Annotated in this window: 19 protein-coding genes; 3 read left to right on the plus strand and 16 right to left on the minus strand. The window is 64.6% G+C overall.

The annotated features are described in order from the left end of the window. Positions 1–4 precede the first annotated feature (4 nt). The 5 genes from CXY71_RS17885 to hisS all read right to left on the minus strand — a co-directional run bounded on the left by CXY71_RS17885 (position 5) and on the right by hisS (position 5292). A complete protein-coding gene (locus CXY71_RS17885; RefSeq protein ID WP_104138606.1) occupies positions 5–1336 on the minus strand; it encodes a S8 family serine peptidase in 1332 nt (443 codons plus the stop codon). Further along, positions 1333–1878, minus strand: coding sequence for a DUF501 domain-containing protein (locus CXY71_RS17890; RefSeq protein WP_104138609.1), 546 nt, complete (start codon positions 1876–1878; stop codon positions 1333–1335). The genes CXY71_RS17885 and CXY71_RS17890 overlap by 4 nt, the downstream gene beginning before the upstream one ends. Beyond that, the gene (locus tag CXY71_RS17895; RefSeq protein WP_199184362.1) at positions 1875–2351 is read right to left on the minus strand and encodes a septum formation initiator family protein; all 477 of its coding nucleotides are present in this window, start codon (positions 2349–2351) and stop codon (positions 1875–1877) included. Before CXY71_RS17895 ends, CXY71_RS17890 begins: the two co-directional genes overlap by 4 nt. Before the next feature lie 233 nt (positions 2352–2584). Further along, on the minus strand, positions 2585–3865 hold the full coding sequence (gene eno, locus CXY71_RS17900) for a phosphopyruvate hydratase (RefSeq protein WP_104138615.1): 1281 nt from the start codon (positions 3863–3865) through the stop codon (positions 2585–2587). A 146-nt stretch (positions 3866–4011) separates the two neighbouring features. Next, the gene (gene hisS / locus CXY71_RS17905; protein WP_104138619.1) at positions 4012–5292 is read right to left on the minus strand and encodes a histidine--tRNA ligase; all 1281 of its coding nucleotides are present in this window, start codon (positions 5290–5292) and stop codon (positions 4012–4014) included. Positions 5293–5384: 92 nt separating this feature from the next. Here hisS and CXY71_RS17910 point away from each other — a divergent pair, with 92 nt between their 5' ends. Next, entirely contained in the window at positions 5385–6365 is a 981-nt protein-coding gene (locus CXY71_RS17910; RefSeq protein WP_233198454.1) for an ABC transporter ATP-binding protein, read from the plus strand. After that, positions 6362–7471: an ABC transporter permease gene (locus tag CXY71_RS17915; protein WP_104138626.1), complete on the plus strand. Its 1110-nt coding sequence runs from the start codon at positions 6362–6364 to the stop codon at positions 7469–7471. The genes CXY71_RS17910 and CXY71_RS17915 overlap by 4 nt, the downstream gene beginning before the upstream one ends. A 25-nt stretch (positions 7472–7496) precedes the next feature. Here the strand turns inward: CXY71_RS17915 and CXY71_RS17920 are convergent, their stop codons facing one another. After that, positions 7497–8303: a MazG family protein gene (locus CXY71_RS17920; RefSeq protein WP_233204714.1), complete on the minus strand. Its 807-nt coding sequence runs from the start codon at positions 8301–8303 to the stop codon at positions 7497–7499. A gap of 150 nt (positions 8304–8453) precedes the next feature. Between CXY71_RS17920 and nhaA the strand changes: the two genes are divergently transcribed. Continuing rightward, positions 8454–9824, plus strand: coding sequence for a Na+/H+ antiporter NhaA (gene nhaA / locus CXY71_RS17925; protein WP_104138629.1), 1371 nt, complete (start codon positions 8454–8456; stop codon positions 9822–9824). 61 nt (positions 9825–9885) lie between these two features. On the opposite strand, the gene mfd is transcribed toward nhaA, so the two are convergent. The 10 genes from mfd to CXY71_RS17975 form a co-directional block, all read right to left on the minus strand. Beyond that, a complete protein-coding gene (gene mfd, locus CXY71_RS17930; protein WP_104138632.1) occupies positions 9886–13506 on the minus strand; it encodes a transcription-repair coupling factor in 3621 nt (1206 codons plus the stop codon). 13 nt (positions 13507–13519) lie between these two features. Continuing rightward, entirely contained in the window at positions 13520–14104 is a 585-nt protein-coding gene (gene pth / locus CXY71_RS17935; protein ID WP_104138635.1) for an aminoacyl-tRNA hydrolase, read from the minus strand. 56 nt (positions 14105–14160) lie between these two features. Continuing rightward, on the minus strand, positions 14161–14778 hold the full coding sequence (locus CXY71_RS17940) for a 50S ribosomal protein L25/general stress protein Ctc (protein ID WP_104138638.1): 618 nt from the start codon (positions 14776–14778) through the stop codon (positions 14161–14163). Positions 14779–15022: 244 nt separating this feature from the next. Beyond that, a complete protein-coding gene (gene manD / locus CXY71_RS17945) occupies positions 15023–16252 on the minus strand; it encodes a D-mannonate dehydratase ManD (RefSeq protein ID WP_104138641.1) in 1230 nt (409 codons plus the stop codon). 47 nt (positions 16253–16299) lie between these two features. After that, positions 16300–17259 carry a sugar kinase gene (locus tag CXY71_RS17950; RefSeq protein ID WP_104138644.1) on the minus strand — a complete coding sequence of 320 codons (960 nt, stop codon included), beginning with the start codon at positions 17257–17259 and terminating at the stop codon, positions 16300–16302. Then, positions 17256–17924 carry a bifunctional 4-hydroxy-2-oxoglutarate aldolase/2-dehydro-3-deoxy-phosphogluconate aldolase gene (locus tag CXY71_RS17955; RefSeq protein WP_233198451.1) on the minus strand — a complete coding sequence of 223 codons (669 nt, stop codon included), beginning with the start codon at positions 17922–17924 and terminating at the stop codon, positions 17256–17258. Before CXY71_RS17955 ends, CXY71_RS17950 begins: the two co-directional genes overlap by 4 nt. A gap of 5 nt (positions 17925–17929) precedes the next feature. Next, positions 17930–19078 (minus strand): galactonate dehydratase, encoded by a 1149-nt coding sequence (dgoD, locus tag CXY71_RS17960; RefSeq protein ID WP_104138650.1) that lies wholly within the window; start codon positions 19076–19078, stop codon positions 17930–17932. Next, positions 19065–19598: a gluconokinase gene (locus tag CXY71_RS17965; RefSeq protein WP_233204715.1), complete on the minus strand. Its 534-nt coding sequence runs from the start codon at positions 19596–19598 to the stop codon at positions 19065–19067. Before CXY71_RS17965 ends, dgoD begins: the two co-directional genes overlap by 14 nt. Before the next feature lie 2 nt (positions 19599–19600). After that, positions 19601–20482: a carbohydrate ABC transporter permease gene (locus CXY71_RS17970; RefSeq protein WP_104138653.1), complete on the minus strand. Its 882-nt coding sequence runs from the start codon at positions 20480–20482 to the stop codon at positions 19601–19603. After that, entirely contained in the window at positions 20479–21402 is a 924-nt protein-coding gene (locus CXY71_RS17975; RefSeq protein WP_233198449.1) for a carbohydrate ABC transporter permease, read from the minus strand. The genes CXY71_RS17970 and CXY71_RS17975 overlap by 4 nt, the downstream gene beginning before the upstream one ends. Positions 21403–21477: the final 75 nt, after the last annotated feature.

The following is a 21477-nucleotide window of genomic DNA, read 5'->3' on the forward strand; positions in this document are numbered from 1 at the left end:
AGGATTATGATGGTGCGAAATCTTTGGGATTGCGCCGAATTCGCTTGATGTACCGAGTGGCCCCAATGCCCACCAGCGTTACTAGGATACCAAACCCTACGAGGACAGCGAGCGGCAGACTGATATAGGTCAGTGTCAGCTGGTTCGGAAGCCAGGCGGTGAGCAGGTTGGGGGTGGGCACTGCGGGGTCCTCGGTAACAGCAGCCGGGGCTTCGGCGACGGGAACCTCGCTCGGTACTACGTCAATTTGCGCCCGCCGGTGCAGAGTGATCCACTGCGTGAGCAACTCGCTAGGGGTCGCCCCGGTCGCCGGCGCAACATACTGCGTGACCGCGGCAGCGGCATCGATCAGACCATTGCCATAGATGGGGCTCGGCACCGCTCGCCCGTTGGCGTTCGCAGTCGCGATGACCCGGTTCATCACGCCCGCGGCGTCGAGGTTCGGATACGCCGCCCGCACCAGGGCAACGAGCCCGGACACGATCGGCGTCGCGGCACTCGTGCCGTCCCACTGCACATAGGTCGAGTCGGGCGTCACCCCGACGAGCTTCTCGCTCGGTGCGGCGACAGCGATAGTAATGCCCTGGGACGAGGCATCAAAACTCGCCGTTTTATTGCGATCAACGCCGGCGACCGTCAGTACACCGGGAATCGTCGCGGGAGCCCCGACCTCCGTGGTTCCGCTCCCCCGGTTGCCGGCGGCGGCCACGACGACGACATCGTTCTCGAAGGCATAGAGGAACGCTGCGTCCCAGGTCTCCGGCCAATACAGGGTGTTGCGGGTGAGGGACATGTTGATGACGTCGGCCCCGTTGTCGACGGCCCAACGGATGCCCTGCGCGATCTGGTCGTCATTGCTCACGGCGGAACGACTGCTACCAAACCCGACCGACACCGCCAAAATGGATGCCTCCGGCGCCACACCGATCAGTCCGGTGCCATCGCCGGTGCCGCGCCCGGCCAAAAGCGAAGCTACCAGGGTGCCATGTTCGCCATCGTCGTCGTCACCGGCGACCGGCGTTTGTCCATCGGTAGAGCCGAGCCCGGAGACATCCGTTCCCCCGATGACAGCGCCAGTCAGTTCGGCCACGCTGCCGTTGACTCCGGAGTCGATGACGGCGATCGTGACACCGGCACCGCGTGTGGTGTTCCAGGCTTCGGTGAAGCCATAGTCGGCGAGCCAATACTGCAGGTCGCGAATCTGGTCGGCGTGCGCGGCGGGCGTATCGAGCACCACGGAACCGATCACGGTGCCGCCGAACAGTGCCGTGGCCAGCGCGAGCCCGACGCCCGCGCTGACCCGTCGAGCACTAACCCGATGCGCAGTCGCGGTCACGCCAGAGCCGCCCCGGACTCATCGATCGCCGCCGCAGAGTAGTCCAGACACTCGCAGACCGTGGGCGACCAGGTCGCACGCTCCACCGCGAGGTCGCCAATGGGGTTGACGCCGGGCCCAGCGGCCAGCGCGTGGGCGGCGAGGGCGTGCAGGCATTTCACCCGGTTCGGCATGCCACCGGAGGAGATTCCAGCGATTTCCGGCACGCTGCCGAGCTGGTCGCGGTCAAACAGAAAGCTGTCGTGCGCAGCCTGGTAGGCGGCACGCATGTCCTCATCACCGGCGAGCAGATCGTTGTATTCGTTCATGACCTGGGTGGCTTCGAGGGAGGAGATCGCTGCGGTCGCCGCGGGGTGGCAGAGGTAGTACAGGGTAGGAAACGGGGTACCGTCGGCGAGCCGCGGTGCGGTGGCCACGACTGTCGGAGCGCCGCAGACGCAGCGAGCTGCGATGCCCTCGACGTTGCGGGCCGGTCGCCCGAGCTGGGCCGAGACGAGGTCAATATCGGCCGCGGTGAACGGGTCGAATGGTGGCCGGGTCATGGCACCACCGGTGCGGGCGTGTCGGATTCGGGGGCTGCCTCTTGCGGGGCGAGGCCGGCGGTCATGGTGGAGGCGAACAAGGAACCCAACCAATCAATCTTGGTATTTTGGATATTACTGCTGACCGGGGAGACTTCCGCTTCGAGCGGGGCCACGACCGGCAGGTCGTTGATGACGAGAAAGCTGATGTCGCCGGGCAGCACGTAGAACAACCGCTCGCGGGCCTGGGTTGTGACGTAGGTGCGATCATTCCAGCGTTCACGCTGGCCAGTCAGCCGGTCGACCTCGTCTTGCTGGTCGTCGACGGCGGCGCTCAACCGGCTGATCTGCTGCCGCTGCTCGGCGTAGGTGCGCAGGCTCGGCGCGAGAATCACCACCGCGAGCACAAGAATCACCATCATCACGAGCGAGAATCCCGAAAAGCGGATGCCGCGCAGCCAGCCGCCAGCGGGCGTTTCCGTCGTCGAGTCCACGGGTTGCCGCTGGGCTGGTTGCCGCTGGGCCTGCGGGCGCCTGGCAGGCTGGGGCAAGACCGGCTTGGGCTGCGGTGAAGTCGGCTGAGGTCGCTTCGGCGCCATCACAACTCCTTTCGCCGGTTAGTAGTGTCTGTCAATAAAAAATGGTACCAAGCGCAAGCTGTGGGCCCCCGATCAACCGAAATATCGGTGATCGAGGGCCCGATGGTGCTGCTGGTGATTCTCGCTGACTACGCGGTGAAGCGGGGGAACGCGGTGCGACCGGCGTAAACCGCGCCCTCGCCGAGTTCCTCTTCGATGCGCAGCAACTGGTTGTACTTCGCGACGCGCTCGCTGCGGGCGGGGGCGCCGGTTTTGATCTGCCCGGCATCCGTTGCCACGGCGAGGTCGGCGATGAAGGTGTCCTCGGTCTCGCCGGAGCGGTGCGAGATAATCGCGGTGTAGCCGGCGCGCTGAGCGAGAGAGACGGCATCCATCGTCTCGGTCAGGGTGCCGATCTGGTTGACCTTGACCAGAATCGAGTTCGCGGCCTTGAGTTCAAGGCCCTTGGCCAGGCGCACGGGGTTGGTCACGAACAGATCGTCTCCGACGATCTGCACCTTGCCGCCGAGTTCGGTGGTGAGGTGCACCCAGCCAGCCCAGTCGTCTTCCTGCAGCGGGTCCTCGATCGATACCAGGGGGTAGTCGGTGACGAGCTTCGCGTAGTAAGAAACGAGTTCTTCGGCCGAGAGCTTCTTGCCCTCGAAGTTGTAGCTGCCGTCCTTGAAGAATTCGCTCGCGGCAACGTCGAGGGCGAGGGCGATGTCCTTGCCGGGAACGTAGCCGGCGTTGGTAATCGCTTCGACGATGAGGTCGAGCGCTGCCCGGTTGCTCGGCAGGTTGGGGGCGAAGCCGCCCTCGTCGCCCAGGCCGGTGGACAGGCCCTTGGACTGCAGCAGTGCTTTGAGCGAGTGGTAGACCTCGACGCCCCAGCGCAGGGCCTCGCTGAACGACTCAGCACCGAGCGGAACGATCATGAATTCCTGGATGTCGACATCGTTGTCGGCGTGCGATCCACCGTTGATGATGTTCATGAGCGGCACCGGCAGGGTGTGCGCGTTCGGACCGCCGAGGTAACGGAACAACGGCAGGCCGGCCGAGCTTGCGGCGGCCTTGGCAACGGCGAGGCTAACGCCGAGGATGGCGTTGGCACCGAGACGCTCCTTGTTATCTGTGCCGTCCGATTCGATCAGCACGAGGTCAACGACGCGCTGGTCGGTCGCGTCGATGTCTTCGACCGCGGGGCCGAGTTCGTCGATGACGGCTTCTACGGCCTTGAGCACGCCCTTGCCCTGGTAACGGGCCTTGTCGCCGTCGCGCAGTTCATAAGCCTCGAACACGCCGGTGGATGCGCCGGACGGCACAGCGGCACGACTGACCGTTCCGTCGCCGAGCAGGACCTCGACCTCAATGGTCGGGTTGCCTCGGGAATCGAGAATTTCGCGTGCATCTACTGCCTCAATTAGGGCCACAACTGTCTCCTGTTTTGTCGGAATTGACGCCTGGTTGGGCGTCGGATACTGGTCGGAATGAAAGTAGGGGTATGCCGGGTGATCCAGGCGAATTCAGTCTAACCAAAGCCGTCAGTCGATCCGTCGAACCCGCCAGAGCGGTCGGGTCAGGCGCCGAGCGGTTTGAAGTCGAGGTCTGCAGCCGTCTGCGTTTTGGCGGTCACGAACGCGAACCGTCCGTAGCCGGCCTCGCCGGCCCGGTCGAGCAGCGCCTTGAGGTTCTTGGTGCGGCGTTCGAGGCGTACGCGCAGACCATCGGCGACCAGGTCGCGCTTGAGAGCGACCAGGCGCGCCGGATCGGCATCTTTGTCGTGCACGAGCACGACCGCCAGGTCAGCGGATGCGGCATCCGCTTCAAGCAGGTCGACGATGCGCTCGAAGCCGATCGAGAATCCGCAGGCGGGAACGTCGGTGCCAAGGAACCGGCCGATCATGCCGTCATAGCGACCGCCGCCGCCGAGGGAATAGCCGAGGGAGGGGTGCGAGATCTCGAAGATGGTGCCGGTGTAGTAGCCCATGCCGCGCACCAGGGTGGGGTCGAACAACAGGTCGACGCCGGGCAGGGCGGCGCGCAGGGCGGTCAGGTCGGCGAAGGCGGTTGGGTCGAGCCAGGCAGGTGCGCTGCTGTCGAGAGCACCGCTTTCAAGAGCGCCGCCGAGGCTCCAGCCGCCGGTGCCGAGCTCGGTGAGCAGCGCGGCGAGGCCCGGCGCGTCGATGCCGAGGGCACCGAGTTCGGTGGCGACCCCGTCGACGCCGATCTTGTCGAGCTTGTCGATCACGATCAGCGCGCGCTCGGTCAACTCGGCGGCGACGCCCCAGTGGGCGAGCAGGGCGCTGAGGATGCGGCGGTCGTTGATGCGAATCGAGCAGCCCTGTAAGCCGAGGAGGTCAAGCGTTGCGGCGGTGGCGGTGATCAGTTCGATCTCGGCGAGAGTGCCGGCCTCGCCGATAATGTCGATGTCGCACTGCATGAACTGGCGATAGCGCCCCTTCTGCGGCCGTTCGGCGCGCCAGACCGGTGCGATCTGAATCGACCGGAACACGGTCGGCAGTGCGGCACGGTGGGTGGCATAAAAGCGGGCGAGCGGCACCGTCAGGTCGAACCGCAGGCCCAGGTCGGCCAGGGACAGGAGGTCGTCCTGCGCGGCCGCCGCCGCGACATCCGCTTGGCCGAGCCCGCGCTTGAGCACCGCGAAGCCGAGTTTCTCGTTGTCGCCGCCGAGCCCGGAGTGCAGGCGGGCCGAGTCTTCCATGACCGGGGTTTCGATCTCGTCGAAGCCGTGCGCACGAAAACTCTCGCGAATGATGCCGAGGGAACGTTCGCGGAGGGCCTTGTCGGCGGGGAGAAAATCGCGCATGCCGCGCGGCGGGGTCACTGCAATAGCCATGAAGTAATTCTCTCAGCATGCCGTGGACGCGATTCACCGCCCGCCTCTGAAAATGGCTGCACCTAGACTCGGGGGAACAGGTGGGGGTGTCAATGTCGGTCGCGACAGTTTCAGGCGGGGTGGGAGTGACGCCGAGCGGCATCGCGGTGACCGGAGTCAGTCGATCGTTTGGCAGTGTCCTGGCGGTGGTGAATGCGACGCTCGTCGTGCCGGCGGGGTCGGTGACGGCGCTGATCGGGCCGAACGGCGCGGGCAAGACGACCCTGCTGCTGATGCTTGCCACGCTGCTCACTCCGTCGACGGGCAGCATCCGCATTAACGGGCACGACCCGGTCGCCGAACCCGGACGGGTGCGGGCCGTCACTGGCTGGATGCCGGACGCCCTCGGATCGTGGCCGAGCCTGAGCGCCCGTGCCGCCCTACAGACCACCGGGCGCATGTACCGAATGACCCGCGAGCAGGCCGCCATGCGCGCTGACGAGCTGATCGCGCTGACCGACCTCGGTGATTTCGCCGACCGGCCGTCGCGGGTGCTGTCCCGCGGCCAGAAACAACGCCTGAGCCTGGCGCGGGCGCTCGTGCACTCCCCCGGCGTGCTGCTGCTCGACGAACCCGCGTCCGGTCTCGACCCGGCCGCGCGCGCATCACTGCGCCAGCTGCTGCGTCGCCTGGCCGGCGACGGCACCGCCATATTGGTGTCGAGTCACGTTCTCGCCGAACTCGACGAGATGGCGGATGCCGCGGTGTACCTCGCCGCCGGACGCACGGCGAGCCCGGAGCAGGTAGCCGCGGCGAGCGCGAGTGCCAGATCCTGGCGCATCCGCTCTTTGGACGAGGCGGCGCTGGAACGCGCCCTCGCCACTCCCGGAGTGGTCGGCGCGCTCGTTACTGTGCGCGGCGTCGACCAGCTCGGCACCCTGGTGCAGGTGGAGAACGAGGCCTCGGCGGCCGCTCTGCTGCACAATCTGGTGCTGAGCGGGGTGCCGATCTGCGATTTCGGACCGGCTGTCGGTAATCTCGAGCACACCTTTCAGGACCTTACGCGGTCGACCGACGCGGAGGTCTCCGAATGACGGACTCACGGGTGTTCCTTACCGGACTCTGGCTCATCGTCACCCTCGAACTTCGCCAGCGGGTGCGCGGCGCCTCCTGGTACGTGCTGCTCGGCGTGTTCATGCTGCTCGTTGGCGTGGTCACCTTTCTGCTCTGGCTGGCGACCTCGGCCTGGCTGTCCGGCGGCGGCGGGGTGTTCGGGGCCATCATCTTCTTCGTGCTGCTGCTCGGCACGCTGGTCTCACCGGCGCTGTCGGGTAACGCGATCAACGGCGATCGGGATGCTGGCACCCTCGCCACGACGCAGGTCACGCTGATCAGCACCGGGCAGCTCGTGCTCGGCAAGTTTCTCGCCGCGTGGATCACGGCGCTCGCCTTTCTCGCTGCAGCACTGCCGTTTCTCATCTTCGCTGTCTTTCTCGGCGAGGTCACTCTGGCCACGATTGCCGTGTCGGTGCTCGTGCTCGCGGCGGAACTCGGCGTTATCGCGGCCGTCGGGGTTGGGCTCTCGGGCATTCTCACCCGACCGCTGTTTTCGATCGTGCTGACCTATCTGGTTGTAGCGGCGCTCAGCCTCGGCACGCTCATCGCGTTCGCGCTGCTCGGGACCGCCACCCAACAGCAGGCGACGAGCGTGAATTATCAGGTCGTGTCGTCGACCTTCGACGAAGCCACCGGTAAGCAGTCTGACATCGTCTGCTCCACGGCCGAGACGACGACCTTCAACGTGCCGCGGTTCGACTACTACTGGTGGATCCTCGCCGGCAACCCCTATGTCGTGGTGGCGGATGCCGCCCCCGGCAGTTTCAACGACGCCGGCAACCCCACCGACCTGTTCGGGCAGATAGCCGTCGCCGTGCGCAGCGCCCAGGCACCGCCGGAGTTATACACCGAGTTCAACGGCTGCGACGTGGCCGCACAGAGCAGCCGCAACGACAACGGGACGTTCCCGGATCAGGCCTTCGACCGGGGGCCGACCGCGCAGCAGACCTATGACGACGCTGTGCCGAGCTGGTTCATCGGCCTCGCCATGCACCTGCTGCTCGGCGCCGGCGCGCTGGCCTGGGCCTGGCGACGCACCCGCACCCCCGCGACGCACCTCCCCACCGGAAGCCGCATTGCCTAACCCTCTGCTCTGTTCCGCAAGAGCGTTAGGCGGGGAGGGCGATTATTCCGGCGTCGAAGGCATCTGCGTTGCTGGCTGCCGAGCTCTCGGCTCCGCGAATCTCTCCCTGCAGGTCGCGCACGGCGGTACGCAGCGCGCGCTCAGCGTCGAGGCCCTGGGCGCGAGCGGAGGCCACGATCGCCAGCAGCAACGGGCCCAGATCGGCTTCGGATTCAACCGGCAGCGGGAAGCCGGCATCCGCTTCGATCAGGCCGATCTTTTCAGCGCGCCCGAGCACCTTGTCGGCCAGGGCGAGCGCCGGCATGCCGGTCGGAATTCCGTCGAGCACGCTCGTGCGGCTCGGCTTCTCCGCGGCCTTGAAACCGTCCCAGGCAGCCGACACCTCTTCAGCGGTATTGAGGGTGACATCGCCGAAAACGTGCGGATGCCGCCCCACCATCTTCTCGGTCAGACGAGCGGCGACATCCTGAATGTCGAAGTTTTCTGACGTTGTGTGCGCGGCCAGATCGGCGTGAAAAAGCACCTGGTAGAGCACATCGCCGAGTTCCTCGAGCAGGTCGTCGCGGCTGCCGTCCTCGATCGCCTCGATCAGTTCATGCGTCTCTTCGACCAGGTGCCGCACGAGCGACGCATGGGTCTGGTCGGCGTCCCACGCACAGCCGCCGGGCCCGCGCAGCCGCGCGACGGTGACGATCAGGGTATCGAGAGCACTGGGTTGCATCGTTGTTTGCCGAGCGGATGCTGCATCCCGGTCGATTTCGTCGGCCAGCGGAGTCGATCGAGTCGCGTCGGAGCCGGATGCGGAGCCGGAGGAAAACACGGGGTTGGTCATGGTCGGCACTCCTGGATCGGTTCCATCGTCTCTCCATCGTAGGCGGGCCACCTATGATCGCTCGGGTACATCGTGTATTCTGGTTCACGGTGAGCCGGGAAGTCTGGTCGGCACATGGATGTGCGCGCCCGAAAGACCAGAGGAATTTTAATGACCGAATCGTCCAGCCGGCCAGCTTCGAAGGCCAACCCGTCGACCGCCACCGTGCTTCGCCGCGGCAGCCACAACGAATTCGTGCGGATCTCGCGCATTCTCCGGAAGGAAACCGTCGGAGGTGCCATTTTGCTCGCCGCGACCGTGGCTGCGCTGATCATGGCCAACTCCGGCTTCTCCGATGCCTACTACGCCTTTCGCGACTTCAAAATCGGTTACGAGCCCTGGCACCTCGAGCTGAGCCTCGGCGCCTGGGCCGCCGACGGCCTGCTGGCAATCTTCTTCTTTCTGGCCGGCCTCGAGCTGAAACGTGAATTCGTAGCCGGCGACCTGCGCAGCGTGAACCGGGCCATCGTACCGGTGGCCGCAGCGGTTGGTGGCGTGATCGTTCCGGCGGTCATCTACACGCTGATCAACCTCGAATCCGGCGCCGAAACTCTTCGCGGTTGGGCAATTCCCACCGCGACCGACATTGCGTTCGCCGTCGCCGTTCTCGCCGTCATCGGATCGAAGCTTCCGCCCGCCCTACGCATTTTTCTGCTGACCCTTGCCGTGGTCGACGATCTACTCGCCATTGCGATCATCGCCTTCTTTTACACCACGGATATCGCCGTGCTGCCACTCATCCTGGCCCTGATGCTGCTCAGTCTCTTCTGGCTGTTGACCCATAAATTCTCCTACTTCTTTGGCACCAGAGGCTGGGCGGCATGGACGGTGCTGCTGCCTCTCGGCTTCATCGTCTGGGCGCTCGTGCACGATTCCGGCGTGCACGCGACCGTGGCCGGCGTGCTCCTCGGTTTCGCCGTACCCGTGCTGCGCAGCAAGCGCGGCGGCGGGCCAGAGGCCGGGCCCGGCCTGGCCGAAACACTGGAACATCGCATTCGCCCGCTGTCGAGCGGTTTCGCTATTCCAGTCTTCGCATTCTTCTCCGCCGGCGTCACCCTCGGCGGCGCCCAGGGTCTGTACCAGGCCATCACCGACCCGGTAGCGGTCGGCATCGTCCTCGCGCTCGTGGTCGGCAAGCCGATCGGTGTGTTGCTGGCAACCTTCATCGTGACCAAGACCACCAAGGCAACCCTCGACCCCGACTTGGCCTGGGTCGACGTCATTGGCGTGTCCTTGCTGGCCGGCGTCGGCTTCACCGTGTCGCTACTGATCAGCGAGCTCGCCTTCGGCCAGGGCAGCCCGCACGACGACCACGCCAAGGTCGCCATCCTGTTCGGGTCTTTGCTCGCAGCCGTCCTGGCCACGGTCATCTTGCGCGCGCGTAACCGTCACTACGGTCGCATTGCCGAGAAGGAAGCCATCGACAGCGACAACGACGGCATCCCGGATGTCTACCAAACTGAGCAGACGTCGAAGAGCTAAGCATCCGCTGAATCAGACAGCACCGTCGTTCCCGCAACGTCGGTGCTGTCTGCGTTAGGGGTTAGGTGGCGGACAGAACGGCGGGCGGGAAGATCGCGGTCAGCAGCGACTTGGTCCACTCGATCAGGGCGTTGTCCTCGAGCGGCTCACCGTTCGGCCGCGGCATCGGCACGCTGAGCGCCCCGGTGGACGACACGTAACGTGAGCCGGGATACATCCGCTGCAAACGTATTTGAATCGAGTCGGCCAGGTCCGCGGGAGCCACTCGCAGGTTTGAACCCATAGCGACGACCTCGCTGAGGTTCGCCCGCTGGGCCTGCCAACGCAGTCGCGATACGGCCACGAGATTCTGCACCGGCACCGGCGGTTCGCCGTAACGATCGGTGAGCTCTTCGAGTACCAGGTCGATCTGGTCGTCGGTCGCCGTCGTCGAGCTCGCACTGGACAGCTTCTGGTAAGCCTCAAGGCGCAACCGTTCGCTGTCGACGAAGTCGTGCGGAATGTGCGCGTCGACCGGCAACTCGAGCCGCAGCTCGGTCTGGCCCTCTGCGACATCGCCACGGAACGTCGAAACGGCCTCACCGATCATGCGCAAGTACAAATCGAAGCCGACCCCCGCGATGTGCCCGGCCTGCTCGCCGCCGAGCAGGTTGCCGGCGCCACGAATCTCGAGGTCCTTCAGCGCCACCTGCATGCCGGCACCGAGCTCGTTGTTCGCCGCGATGGTAGCGAGCCGGTCGTGCGCTGTCTCTGACAGAGGCTTGTTCTCGTCATACAAAAAATAGGCGTACGCCCGCTCGCGCCCACGGCCGACCCGACCGCGCAGCTGATGCAGCTGACTCAGACCGAACTTATCGGCCCGGTCGATGATGATGGTGTTGGCGTTATTGATGTCGAGCCCGGTCTCGATAATCGTGGTGCAGACCAGAATGTCGAACTTGCGTTCCCAGAAATCACCAACAACCTGTTCCAGCTGAGCCTCGGGCAGCTGCCCGTGCGCAATCGCGATGCGCGCCTCCGGCACGAGTTCGGCGAGCTCCGACGCGATGCGATTGATGCTGGTGACTCGGTTGTGCACGAAAAAGATCTGGCCCTCACGCAACAGCTCGCGACGGATAGCCGCGGCCACCTGCCGCTGCGAGTACGGCCCAACAAAGGTCAGGATCGGGTGCCGGTCTTCGGGTGGGGTGGCCAGGGTCGACATTTCACGGATGCCGGTAACCGCCATTTCCAGCGACCGCGGTATCGGTGTCGCGCTCATCGCGAGAATATCGACGTTGGTCTTGAGCTTCTTCAGCGCGTCCTTGTGCTCGACGCCGAAGCGTTGCTCCTCGTCAATGATGACCAGGCCGAGATCCTTGAAAAGGATCGACGGTGACAACAGCCGATGGGTGCCAATGACAACATCAACCGTGCCGTCGAGCATTCCTGCGATCGTTTCACGCGACTCCTTCTCGGTCTGAAACCGTGACAGGGCACGCAGGTGAATGGGGAATCCGGCGAAGCGCTCCTTAAAAGTTTCTATATGCTGGCTGACCAGCAGCGTGGTTGGCACGAGCATGGCGACCTGTTTGCCGTCTTGCACGGCTTTGAACGCTGCACGAATGGCAACCTCGGTCTTACCGAAACCGACGTCACCGCTGAGCAGCCGGTCCATCGGAATGGGCCGTTCCATGTCGGCCTTGACCTCGTCGATCGTAGTGAGCTGGTCGGGTGTCTCCACGAAGGGAAAGGCCTCTTCGAGCTCGCGCTGCCAGGGGGTGTCCGGCCCGAAAGCATGACCCTTGCTGGCCATCCGCGCCGCATACAGTTTGACGAGCTCAACGGCGATGTCCCGCACCGCCCGGCGCGCCTTGGTCTTGGCACTCGACCAGTCGCTGCCGCCCATCTTGCTCAGCGTCGGTGCCTCGCCGCCGACATAGCGGGTCACCAGATCGAGTTGGTCGGTGGGAACGTACAGCCGATCGCCGGCATGCCCACGCTTCGACGGCGCATACTCCAGCACGAGGTATTCGCGGGTGGTCTTGACCGGGTTCCGCCCGCCGCTCGACACCTCACGCTGGGTCAGTTCGAGAAAACGGCCGATGCCGTGCGTCTGATGCACGACATGGTCGCCGGCGACGAGTTGCAGCGGGTCCACGACATTCTTGCGGCGACTGGCGAGCTTCTTGATCTGCCGTGCCGAGTAACCGACGGTGCGCCCGTAAAACTCTGACTCGCTGATTAGCGAAAGTTTGCTGGTCGGCAACTCAAAACCGTGATCGACGGATGCCTTCAGCAGGTAAGCGATACCCGGTTCCGGTTGCAGTGGCCAGACATCTACCACGCGCACCGGCAGCTCGCGCTCGGCCAATACCTGAGCGGCCCGCTCGACCAGCCCAGCGCCCTGGGCAACGATGCCGACGACCCAGCCGTCGTGCAGCCGGGAGGCGACGTGACCGATCGCGCCGTCGACGCTGCCGGCAAAGGTCGGGACGGCATCCGCTTCAATGCGAATTGTGAGCAGTTCGTCTATCTCAAGGTGTTCGGGCAAAACCGGTGCATCGGTCGGTGCGGCCTGGAACGTGCTCAGGGTCCACCAGTGGTGACCGCTCGCCGGGGCACCGGGAGCTGAGTACTTCACGCTGTCGCGCAGGCGACCGAGGGTAAGAAAGTCCCCCGATTCCAGGTCGATCGGGGCGTCAGCGCCGGCCGTGGCCGCGCTCCAGGCGGCCCCCAGAAATTCGCGGTTGGTTTCGGCGAGGCTGATCGCCCGGCTCGCGACCCGTTCCGGTGAGATCACGGCAACGGCGGCATTGGTCGGCAAGTAGTGGGTGACCGGCACGAGCCGGTCGACCAGGGCCGGCGCGAGACTTTCCATGCCCTCGACCGGGATACCTTCGGCGATTTTGGCGAGCAATCCGGCCAGGCTCGGAAACTCGTGCTGCATTTCTCGGGCGCGCTGCCGCACGGCGGGACTCAGCAGCAGTTCCCGGCTCGGCGGCAGACTGACGGATTCGACCGGTTCGGGCAGCGAGCGCTGGTCGGCGACGCTGAAGAGGCGAATCTGCTCGACCTCATCACCGAAGAACTCGACCCGGTACGGGTGGACGGCGACCGGCGGAAACACATCGAGGATGCCGCCGCGCACGGCGAACTCACCGCGCCGGGTGACCATGTCGACGCGGGCGTAGGCCACGTTTACCAGTTGCAGCACGATCGCCGAGAGGTCGTGGCCGCGCGCGCCGACAGTGAGCTCGATCGGTTCGTAGTCGGTGAGGTTGTCGGCGACCGGTTGCAGGGCTGCACGCACCGAGGCGACCACGATAAGCGGACGCCGTGCGCTTGCGTCTTTCTCCTGCCACTCACGCATGCGCCGCAGGGCGTGCAGGCGTTTGCCGACGATCTCGGCGCTCGGGCTCAGACGTTCGTGTGGCAAGGTTTCCCAGGCCGGAAAGTCTATGATTTCGGCGCTGGTGGCGAAGCAGCCGAGGTTCTCGCGCAGCGCCTCTGATTCGCGGCCGGTGGCGGTGATGACGAGCAGCGCCTGCGCATCATCGCGACGCAGGTCGAGCAGCGCGGCCAGCAGCGGGGCGCGCAGACCCTCGGTTAACGAGAAATCAGCATCCCGGCTGGCGTAGGCGAGGGCGTTATCGAACGTGGAGGCGCGCGCGAGCGCAGCGATTAAGCCCTGAAGGATCACTGAATGAGTCTACCTACGTGGGCGAGTGGAACTTCTGCTGAGCCGCCACGACGCCGTCGGTGGCGATCAGTTCGATCGCGTCGGCAGCATCCGCTATCAAATTGGGCAGAATGCTGCGCTCGGCGGATGCGAAGTCGTGTAGCACGAAATCGGCCGCATTCTGGCGGCCGGGCGGGCGACCGATGCCCATGCGAATGCGGACGAACTCGTTGGTACCGGAGGCGGCAATAATGTCGCGCAGGCCGTTGTGCCCGCCGTGACCGCCGCCGACCTTGATCTTGAGGGTGTCGAAGGGCAGGTCGAGGTCATCATGCACGACGATGAGTCGGGACACGGACAGCGAATAGAACCGCAGCAGCGCGGCGACCGGGCTGCCGGAGACGTTCATAAACGTGGTGGGCTTGGCCAGCACCAGTTTTGGTCCACTGGGCGAGAGTCGCCCCTCGGCGACCAGCGCGGCGGTTTTGTGCCGTTTGAAATTGGACGGGAGACGGTCGGCAAGCTGCGCCGTGACCATCTGGCCGACATTGTGGCGATTGCCCGCGTAGTCGGGCCCGGGGTTACCGAGCCCGACGACGAGCCATTGGTTCGCATCCAGGGGAATCCTCCGTCGCAGTGTTGGAAAACCCCGTGTAAACCGAGTGAAAATAATTGTTACGCGGCGGGCGGCGTAGCGGCCGGGGTACCGGCCGTGATGACCTCGGTCTCTTCGGCCTCGTCCTCGCCACGCGGCGTGTGCACGTAGATGACCAAGGTGTCGGGGTCGGACACAAGCACGGCGCCTGCGGGCAGCGTGACGTCCTTGGCGTGAACCTGCGCGCCGTCTTCGAGGCCCTCGATCGACAGCTGGAGGTTCTCCGGAATGTCGGTAGCTTCGACCTCGAGCAGGAGCGACTTGGTGTCGAAGTCGGCCATGGTGCCGGGGAACGATTCGCCGGTGGTGTGTACGGGAACCTCAACCTGAACCTTTTCACCCTTGCGAACGACGATGAGGTCGATGTGCTCGATGATGGCCTTGACCGGGTCCTTCTGCACGTCCTTGACCAGAACGAGCTGCTTCGTGCCGGCGAGATCGAGCTCGAGAATCATGTTCTTGCGACGCAGCAGCAGGCCGATGCGGTGCGACGGCAGCGACACGTGCACCGGCTCGGTACCGTGGCCGTAGATGACGGCCGGGATCAGGCCGAGCACGCGTAGCTTGCGGGCCGCGCCCTTGCCAAAGTTTTCGCGCAGTTCAGCGACGACGGCATTTACTTCTTTTTTAGAAGCCATGGTATTTCTCCTAGCGGGTATGAGACCCAGATCGTGGTCTTCGGGCCGAGGCCCGGAGATGGGGGTACTGATTCAACTCGAACGCATGTCAGCGTGAGGAAAAGCCCAAAGTCTCGTCCGCCGCGTCGATAACGGATGCCGCCAGCCCAGTCACCCGGGTGACGATATCCCTCGCCGAAGTTCGATTCTCAATCTTACACAGTTCGAGCCGACCCCGCGGCTCGGGCGTGTCGCGCGCCGCGGTCTACCAGTCGTGGACGGTTCCGTCGGCCAGCCGGTTGAAGGGCAGATAGGCAGTCTGATATGGGTACTTTCCGGCTTCATCGACGTTGATTTCGACGCCCAGTCCGGGCTGGTTGCCCGGGTTCAGGTAGCCGTCGGAGAAGCTGAACGATTGTTCGAAGACACTGTTGGTGGCCTCGCCGTGCTGCATGTACTCCTGGATTCCGAAGTTGTGGACGGCCAGGTCGAGGTGTAATGCCGCCGCCATACCCACCGGTGAGATATCGGTAGGTCCGTGAATACCCGACTTGATCTGGTACTGCGCGGCGTAGTCGAGAATCTTCTTCATGGGCGAGATTCCGCCGGTGTGAGTGACCGCCGACCGCACGTAATCGATAAGTTGGTCCTTGATCAAGGTCTGGTAGTCCCAGACCGTGTTGAAGACTTCACCAATCGCGAGCGGGGTGGTGGTGTGGGAACGTACGAGACGCAGGGCCTCCTGATTTTCGGCCGGGGTGCAGTCTTCGAGCCAGAACAGATCATAGGGCTCGAGGGACTTACCGAGTTTCGCGGCCTGGATCGGCGTCATCCGATGATGACCGTCGTGCAGCAGGGGTAGTTCGGCTCCGAATTCGGCGCGCACTCCCTCGAAGACGGTCGGGAGGTGCCGCAGGTAGGCGCGGGTGTCCCAGTCTTCTTCGGCGGGCCTGGCCGATCGCTGGGCCGGTTCATAGTCATAACGCTTGCCACTGGTCTGGGTCTGGGCGGCGACTCCGTAGATGGCTTTGAGGCCGGGGATTGCGGTCTGCACCCGAATCGCCCGGTAGCCGAGGGCCTGATGTTTGCGGATGGAATCGAACAGTTCGGGAAGATCACGACCCGAGGCGTGGCCGTAGGCGAGAATCTTGTCCCGGCTGGCTCCGCCCAACAGCTGGTATAGGGGAAGGCCAGCGGCCTTCGCCTTGAGGTCCCACAGCGCAACGTCGACGGCGGCGATCGCGGCCATGGTGACCGGGCCTCGACGCCAATAGGCACTGCGGTAGAGAAACTGCCAGGTGTCTTCGATGCGATGCGCGTCGGAACCCAGCAGCAGCGGAACGACGTGCTCTTGCAGGTAGGCCACGACGGCCAGTTCCCGGCCGTTGAGGGTGGCGTCGCCCAGCCCGACGAGCCCGTCGTCGGTGGTGAGGCGCAGCGTCACGAAGTTGCGGTCGGGGCTGGTGACGATGACTTCTGCTCTGTCGATCTTCATGGATTCTCCTTGGTGGTCAACGTGATGAAATGAAGCGGATGCCGACGCTAGCGCAGCGTGACTCCGTCCGGGGCAGCCAGCAGCTTGAGTTCGGCGCGGGTCGGCGCGCCCTCCCAGTCTCCGATGGCGGCGACTGCGAAGGCTCCGGTGACGGTGCCGCGATGCAGCGCCTCGACCGGCCGGAGCCCGTCGAGCACGCCGGACAGATAGCCGGCAGTAAATGCATCTCCGGCACCGATGGTATCCACCACTGTGACAGGGAGGGCCGATGCGTGATCAACCTGCCCGTCGGTATAGACGCTCGCGCCATGCGCGCCGCGCTTGATGACGACAACGCGAACACCGCAAGCCGTGAGCTCGGCCGCCGCGGCCGCCTCCCCGGCCAGCGTCGCCGCGTCGCTGACGACCAGCGCGAGTTCGTCGTCGGAGGCGATGACGATATCCGCACTGCGGGCAAGGGGGGTGAGGCGCGCTCGGGCGGCGTCGATGCCCCACAGCTTGGAGCGATAGTTCACATCGATGCTCACGAGCGCACCCGCAGCGCGGGCGAGTCGCACAGCCTCGGTGACGGCCGCCGCGGCCGAGTCGGAGAGGGCAGGGGTGATGCCCGTGACGTGCAGGAGTCGGGGTGTTACGGCCAGGCAGGCCAAGGCATCCGTTTCGCTGAGCGCCGAGCCCGCCGATCCAGTGCGGTAGTAGCTCACCCGAGAGAGATCGTTGATGCGCCGCTCGGCGAGCATGAGGCCGGTGGCCCGGTGAAGGTCGATCGAAACGGTGTCAACCAGCACAGACTCGGCGCGCAAGGTTCGCAGCAGATAGGTGCCGACCTCGTCATCACCGACGCGGCCGCCCCAGCGCACGCTGTGACCGAGCCGAGCCAGGCCGATGGCGACATTCGATTCGGAGCCGGCCATGCTCATTTGCAGCGCACCGCCGAGACGCAAGGGGGTGCCGGTGCGCAGGCTGACCATCGTCTCACCGAGCGTCGCGACGTCGGTTTCGGTCATGGGCAAGTCGCGGTAGCCTGATCGACCCGGTCGCGCACCTGCAGAAAGGTGGCAGCGCGTGCGCGCAGGGCGTCGAGGGCCCCACCCTGCGCAGCATCGCCGAGCAGGGGGCTGCCGATGCCGACGGCGATGGCGCCGGCCGCGAAATACTCCGCGGCCCGCTCAGCGTCGACGCCGCCGACCGGAACGAACGGCACGTCCGGGAGCGGGTCGCGCAACGCCTTGAGGTAGGCCGGACCGCCGAATGATCCGGGAAAGAGCTTGACCACGGTCGCGCCGGCTCGGCGGGCCGCAACGACTTCGGTCGGGGTGAGCGCGCCCGCGCACACCGGCAGGCCGAGCAGAGCCGATTCAGCGACGGCCTCGGTCACGGCGGGGGTGACCATGAAGGTCGCGCCCGCGGCCGCTGAGCGGTGCACATCCTCGACGGTGAGCACCGTACCAGCGCCGACGACGCAGCCGCTCGGGGCCAGCCGAGCGAGCTCTGCGATGATGGCGAGGGAATCCGTTGTCACGAGCGACACTTCAAGAAAGCGGATGCCGCTGGCGAAGAGTGTGAGCGACGCGGCCAGCGCAGCGTCTGGATTGTTGCCGCGGACAATGGCGAGCAGACGTTCCCGCTGCAGCCGGGCCAGGAAATCGAATGCTGTCGTGGAGGTCGTCACGGCCGTCACCATTCCGCCAGCGCGCCATCGGCGTGCCGCCAGATCGGTGATCGCCAGGTGTGCCCGCGCGAATCGGCGGCTCGCACTGCGGCCTCGTCGACTTCAATGCCAAGACCGGGGCCGGCCAACAGTTCGATGTTGCCGTTCACGAATTTCAACGGTTGTTTGTCGAGCACGTAGTCGAGCACCTCGGCCCCCTGGTTGTAGTGAATACCAATGCTTTGCTCTTGAATCAGGTAATTTGGGGTTGCGAACCCCACCTGCAGGCAGGCGGCGAGCGCAATCGGACCGAGCGGGCAGTGCGGGGCCAGTTGCACGTCATAGATATCGGCCATCGCGGCGATACGCCGCACCTCCGAGATGCCGAAGGCGTGGGAGAGGTCCGGCTGGGCCACAGCGATTCCCGCCTCGAAAACCGGACGAAAGTCCTGCCGGGTATAGAGGCGTTCTCCGGTGGCGATCGGAATCGACGTGGCTTTGGTGAGCTGCCCGATCAGGTGCGAGTTCTCCGGAACGACCGGCTCCTCGATGAAAAACGGGCGCAACGGCTCCAGAAGTGGGGCAATCCGGCGGGCGTTGGCGAGCGTGAACCGGCCGTGGAAGTCTACGGCCACATCGCGGTCGGGGCCGAGCACGTCGCGTGCCGCGGCGACACGCTCCAGGACGCCGTCGATTTCGGCGACCGTGCCGACCCGGCTCATGATGCCGGAGGCGTTCATCTTGACAGCGGTCAACCCTACGGCGACCTGCGCCGCGACAGCATCGGTGATTCCGCTGGGATCGTCGCCGCCGACCCAGCCGTACATGCGGATTCGATCCCGCACTGCACCGCCGAGCAACTGGTAGACGGGCACTCCGAGAGCCTTGCCCTTGATATCCCACAAGGCCTGGTCGATGCCGGAGATCGCGCTGCCAAAAACCGGACCGCCGCGGTAGAACCCGCTCTTGGTCAAGACCTGCCAGTGATCTTCGATGCGAGCAGGGTCGGTACCGATGAGATACTCAGCGAACTGTTCGACCACCGCTCGCACGGCATCCGAATGTCCTTCCAGGCTGGCCTCTCCCCAGCCGACGACGCCATCGCTGGTCTCCAACCGCACAAACAACCAACGGGGTGCAACAAGAAAAATTTCTACTCGTTCAATGTGTGCCAAGGGCAACCTCACCACCTTCTGTTTCGGCGGCAAGAGCCGCGACGATCCGTTCGACGATGGTGCCGGGCGGTTCGACGATATCCACGGTCACGCCGCGTTCACCGTCTGTGCGTGCCTCGAGCGTGTCGAACTGTGATTGCAATAGCGCGGGAGGCATAAATTCGTGGGTTCGGGCGCGCAGTCGGGCCGCTATGAGGTCGATCGCCCCCTCGGCATCGACGACGAAAAGATCAGCGGTGTGGCTGCGCAACAGGTCGCGGTAGCTGCGTTTGAGTGCCGAGCAGGCAATGACAATGCCGCTTGGCTCGTCCGCGGCCAGGCAGCGCCCGACTGCGTGCAGCCAAGGCAGCCGATGTTCATCCTGCAACGCGTAGCCGGCCGCCATGACCGCCTTGTTGACGGCTGGATGCAGGGTATCGCCGTCGAGAAATCGGGTGCCGAGTCGCTCAGCTAGAAGTTCACCGATGGTCGACTTGCCTGAGCCCTGAACACCCATGACGATGATCGGAGGGAAGGCCACGCTCAGCCCTTGGTCGCCCCGGCGGTGAGGCCGGACACGATGTATTTCTGGGTGAATAGTGCGATCACCATGATCGGAACGGTGACGACGACGGCCGCCGCCATCAAACTCCCCCAGTCGATGCTGGCATACGAGACGAAGTTGAAGATCGCCACCGGAAGGGTCTTGGTATTGGCCCCGGACAACACGAGAGCGAACATGAAGTTGTTCCAGGAAAAGATGAACGAGAGAATTCCGGCGGTCGCGAGTCCGGGAACCGACAGCGGCAGCGTGATGCGGAGGAACGCACCGATATGGGTGAGGCCGTCCACCTGCGCCTGCTCCTCCAGCTCAAGGGGAGTCGAGTCGAAGTAGCTGATCATGATGTAGACGATGAGTGGCAGCGCGACAAACATGTGAGACAGGATCAGAACGCCGAAGCCGCCGACCAGGCGCATATTAGCGAAGATGAAGTACCAGGGCACGAGCAGGCTGACGCCAGGGATAATGCGGGCCATCAGCACGACGAGCGCGGAACGGTGCATGGCGAACCGGCTCATCGCGTAGGCGGCCGGAACTCCGATGAGCAGGGAGAACAAGGTGGAGAGCAAGGCCACCCAGAAACTATTGAAGATGAATCCGAAATAGTTGTTGCGGCTGAGCACGTTGTCGTAGTTGTCGAAGGTCGGCGTGAAGAACAGGGTCTTGCTGGCGTCGTAGATATCGACGTTGGTCTTGAGCGACGCGACGAACATCCAGACCAGCGGTGCGACAAACAACAAGACCGTCAGGGCCAGTGCGACGACACGGAAGATCTTGTAGGCACGCGGCTTGCGACGCCGCCGCGCGGTCGCGATCGAGCGCGATGTCTCGGCAACGGGACGGGCTGACAGGGTCGTGGTCATGACCGGTTCGCCTTTCTGCGGTACGTGAGCACCCACATGATCGTGATGATGAGTAGGAAGAACAGGATCAACACGGTGGAGGCGATCCCGTAGTCGTTGTAATCGAAGCTCAAGCCGAAGGCGTAGATGTTGAGTGTCTCCACCTCGTGGAACGACCCGCCGCCCTTACCCTTGGTGGCATAGAGGATGTCGAACGTCTTCAGGGCGTCGATCCCCCGAAGCACGATCGTAACGATGACGGTGGCACGCAGCAGAGGCAAAGTCACGAACCAGAATCGCTGCCAGGAGTTGGCACCGTCGATGCGGGCCGCTTCATCGGGTTCGTCAGAGAGCGACGTGAGGCCGGCGAGCAGCATCAGCACGACCATCGGAGTCCACTGCCAGATGTCGACGAACATGAGCGTCGGTAAAGCGGTGTACTGGCCGGACAGCCAGGGCTGGGCTGGGATGCCGACCCAGTTCAATACCTGATTGGCGAAACCGATATTCGGGTCGAAGATGAGGCGCCACATCATGCCGACGGCGACCGGAGTCGCGACCAACGGCAGCAGGATCGCGACGCGAACCCATTTCTCGCCGCGGAATGGGCGCCAGAGGAGAAGAGCGATACACATTCCCAGGATGAGCTCAATGGCGAGCGCTCCTCCAGTGAAGACGAAGGTGCGCATCACGGCTGGCCAGAAGCGTTCCGTGTCGGTGAGCACTTCGAAATAGTTACTGAATCCCACCAGATTGGATGCGGCGCGCACCGAACCCTCGGAGTCGGTCACGCTGAGATACAGGGTCCAGCCCAGCGGCACGGCTATGAGTAGCCCGACGAAGATCATCGCGGGAGCAGCGAAGAGCCACTTGCGATGCCGATTTGCCCAGGTGGAATAGTTTTTCCACCTCGAGGGCTTGGTGGTGACCATCGTGGTCATCGTTCACCTCACACTTGGTATTGCGCGTTCTGAAGAAGGAGGACTGGCGGGGCGAACGATCGTTGTCGACCGTTC

The organism is Cryobacterium sp. Y62 (assembly GCF_002929785.1).
Taxonomy (GTDB): Bacteria; Actinomycetota; Actinomycetes; order Actinomycetales; family Microbacteriaceae; genus Cryobacterium.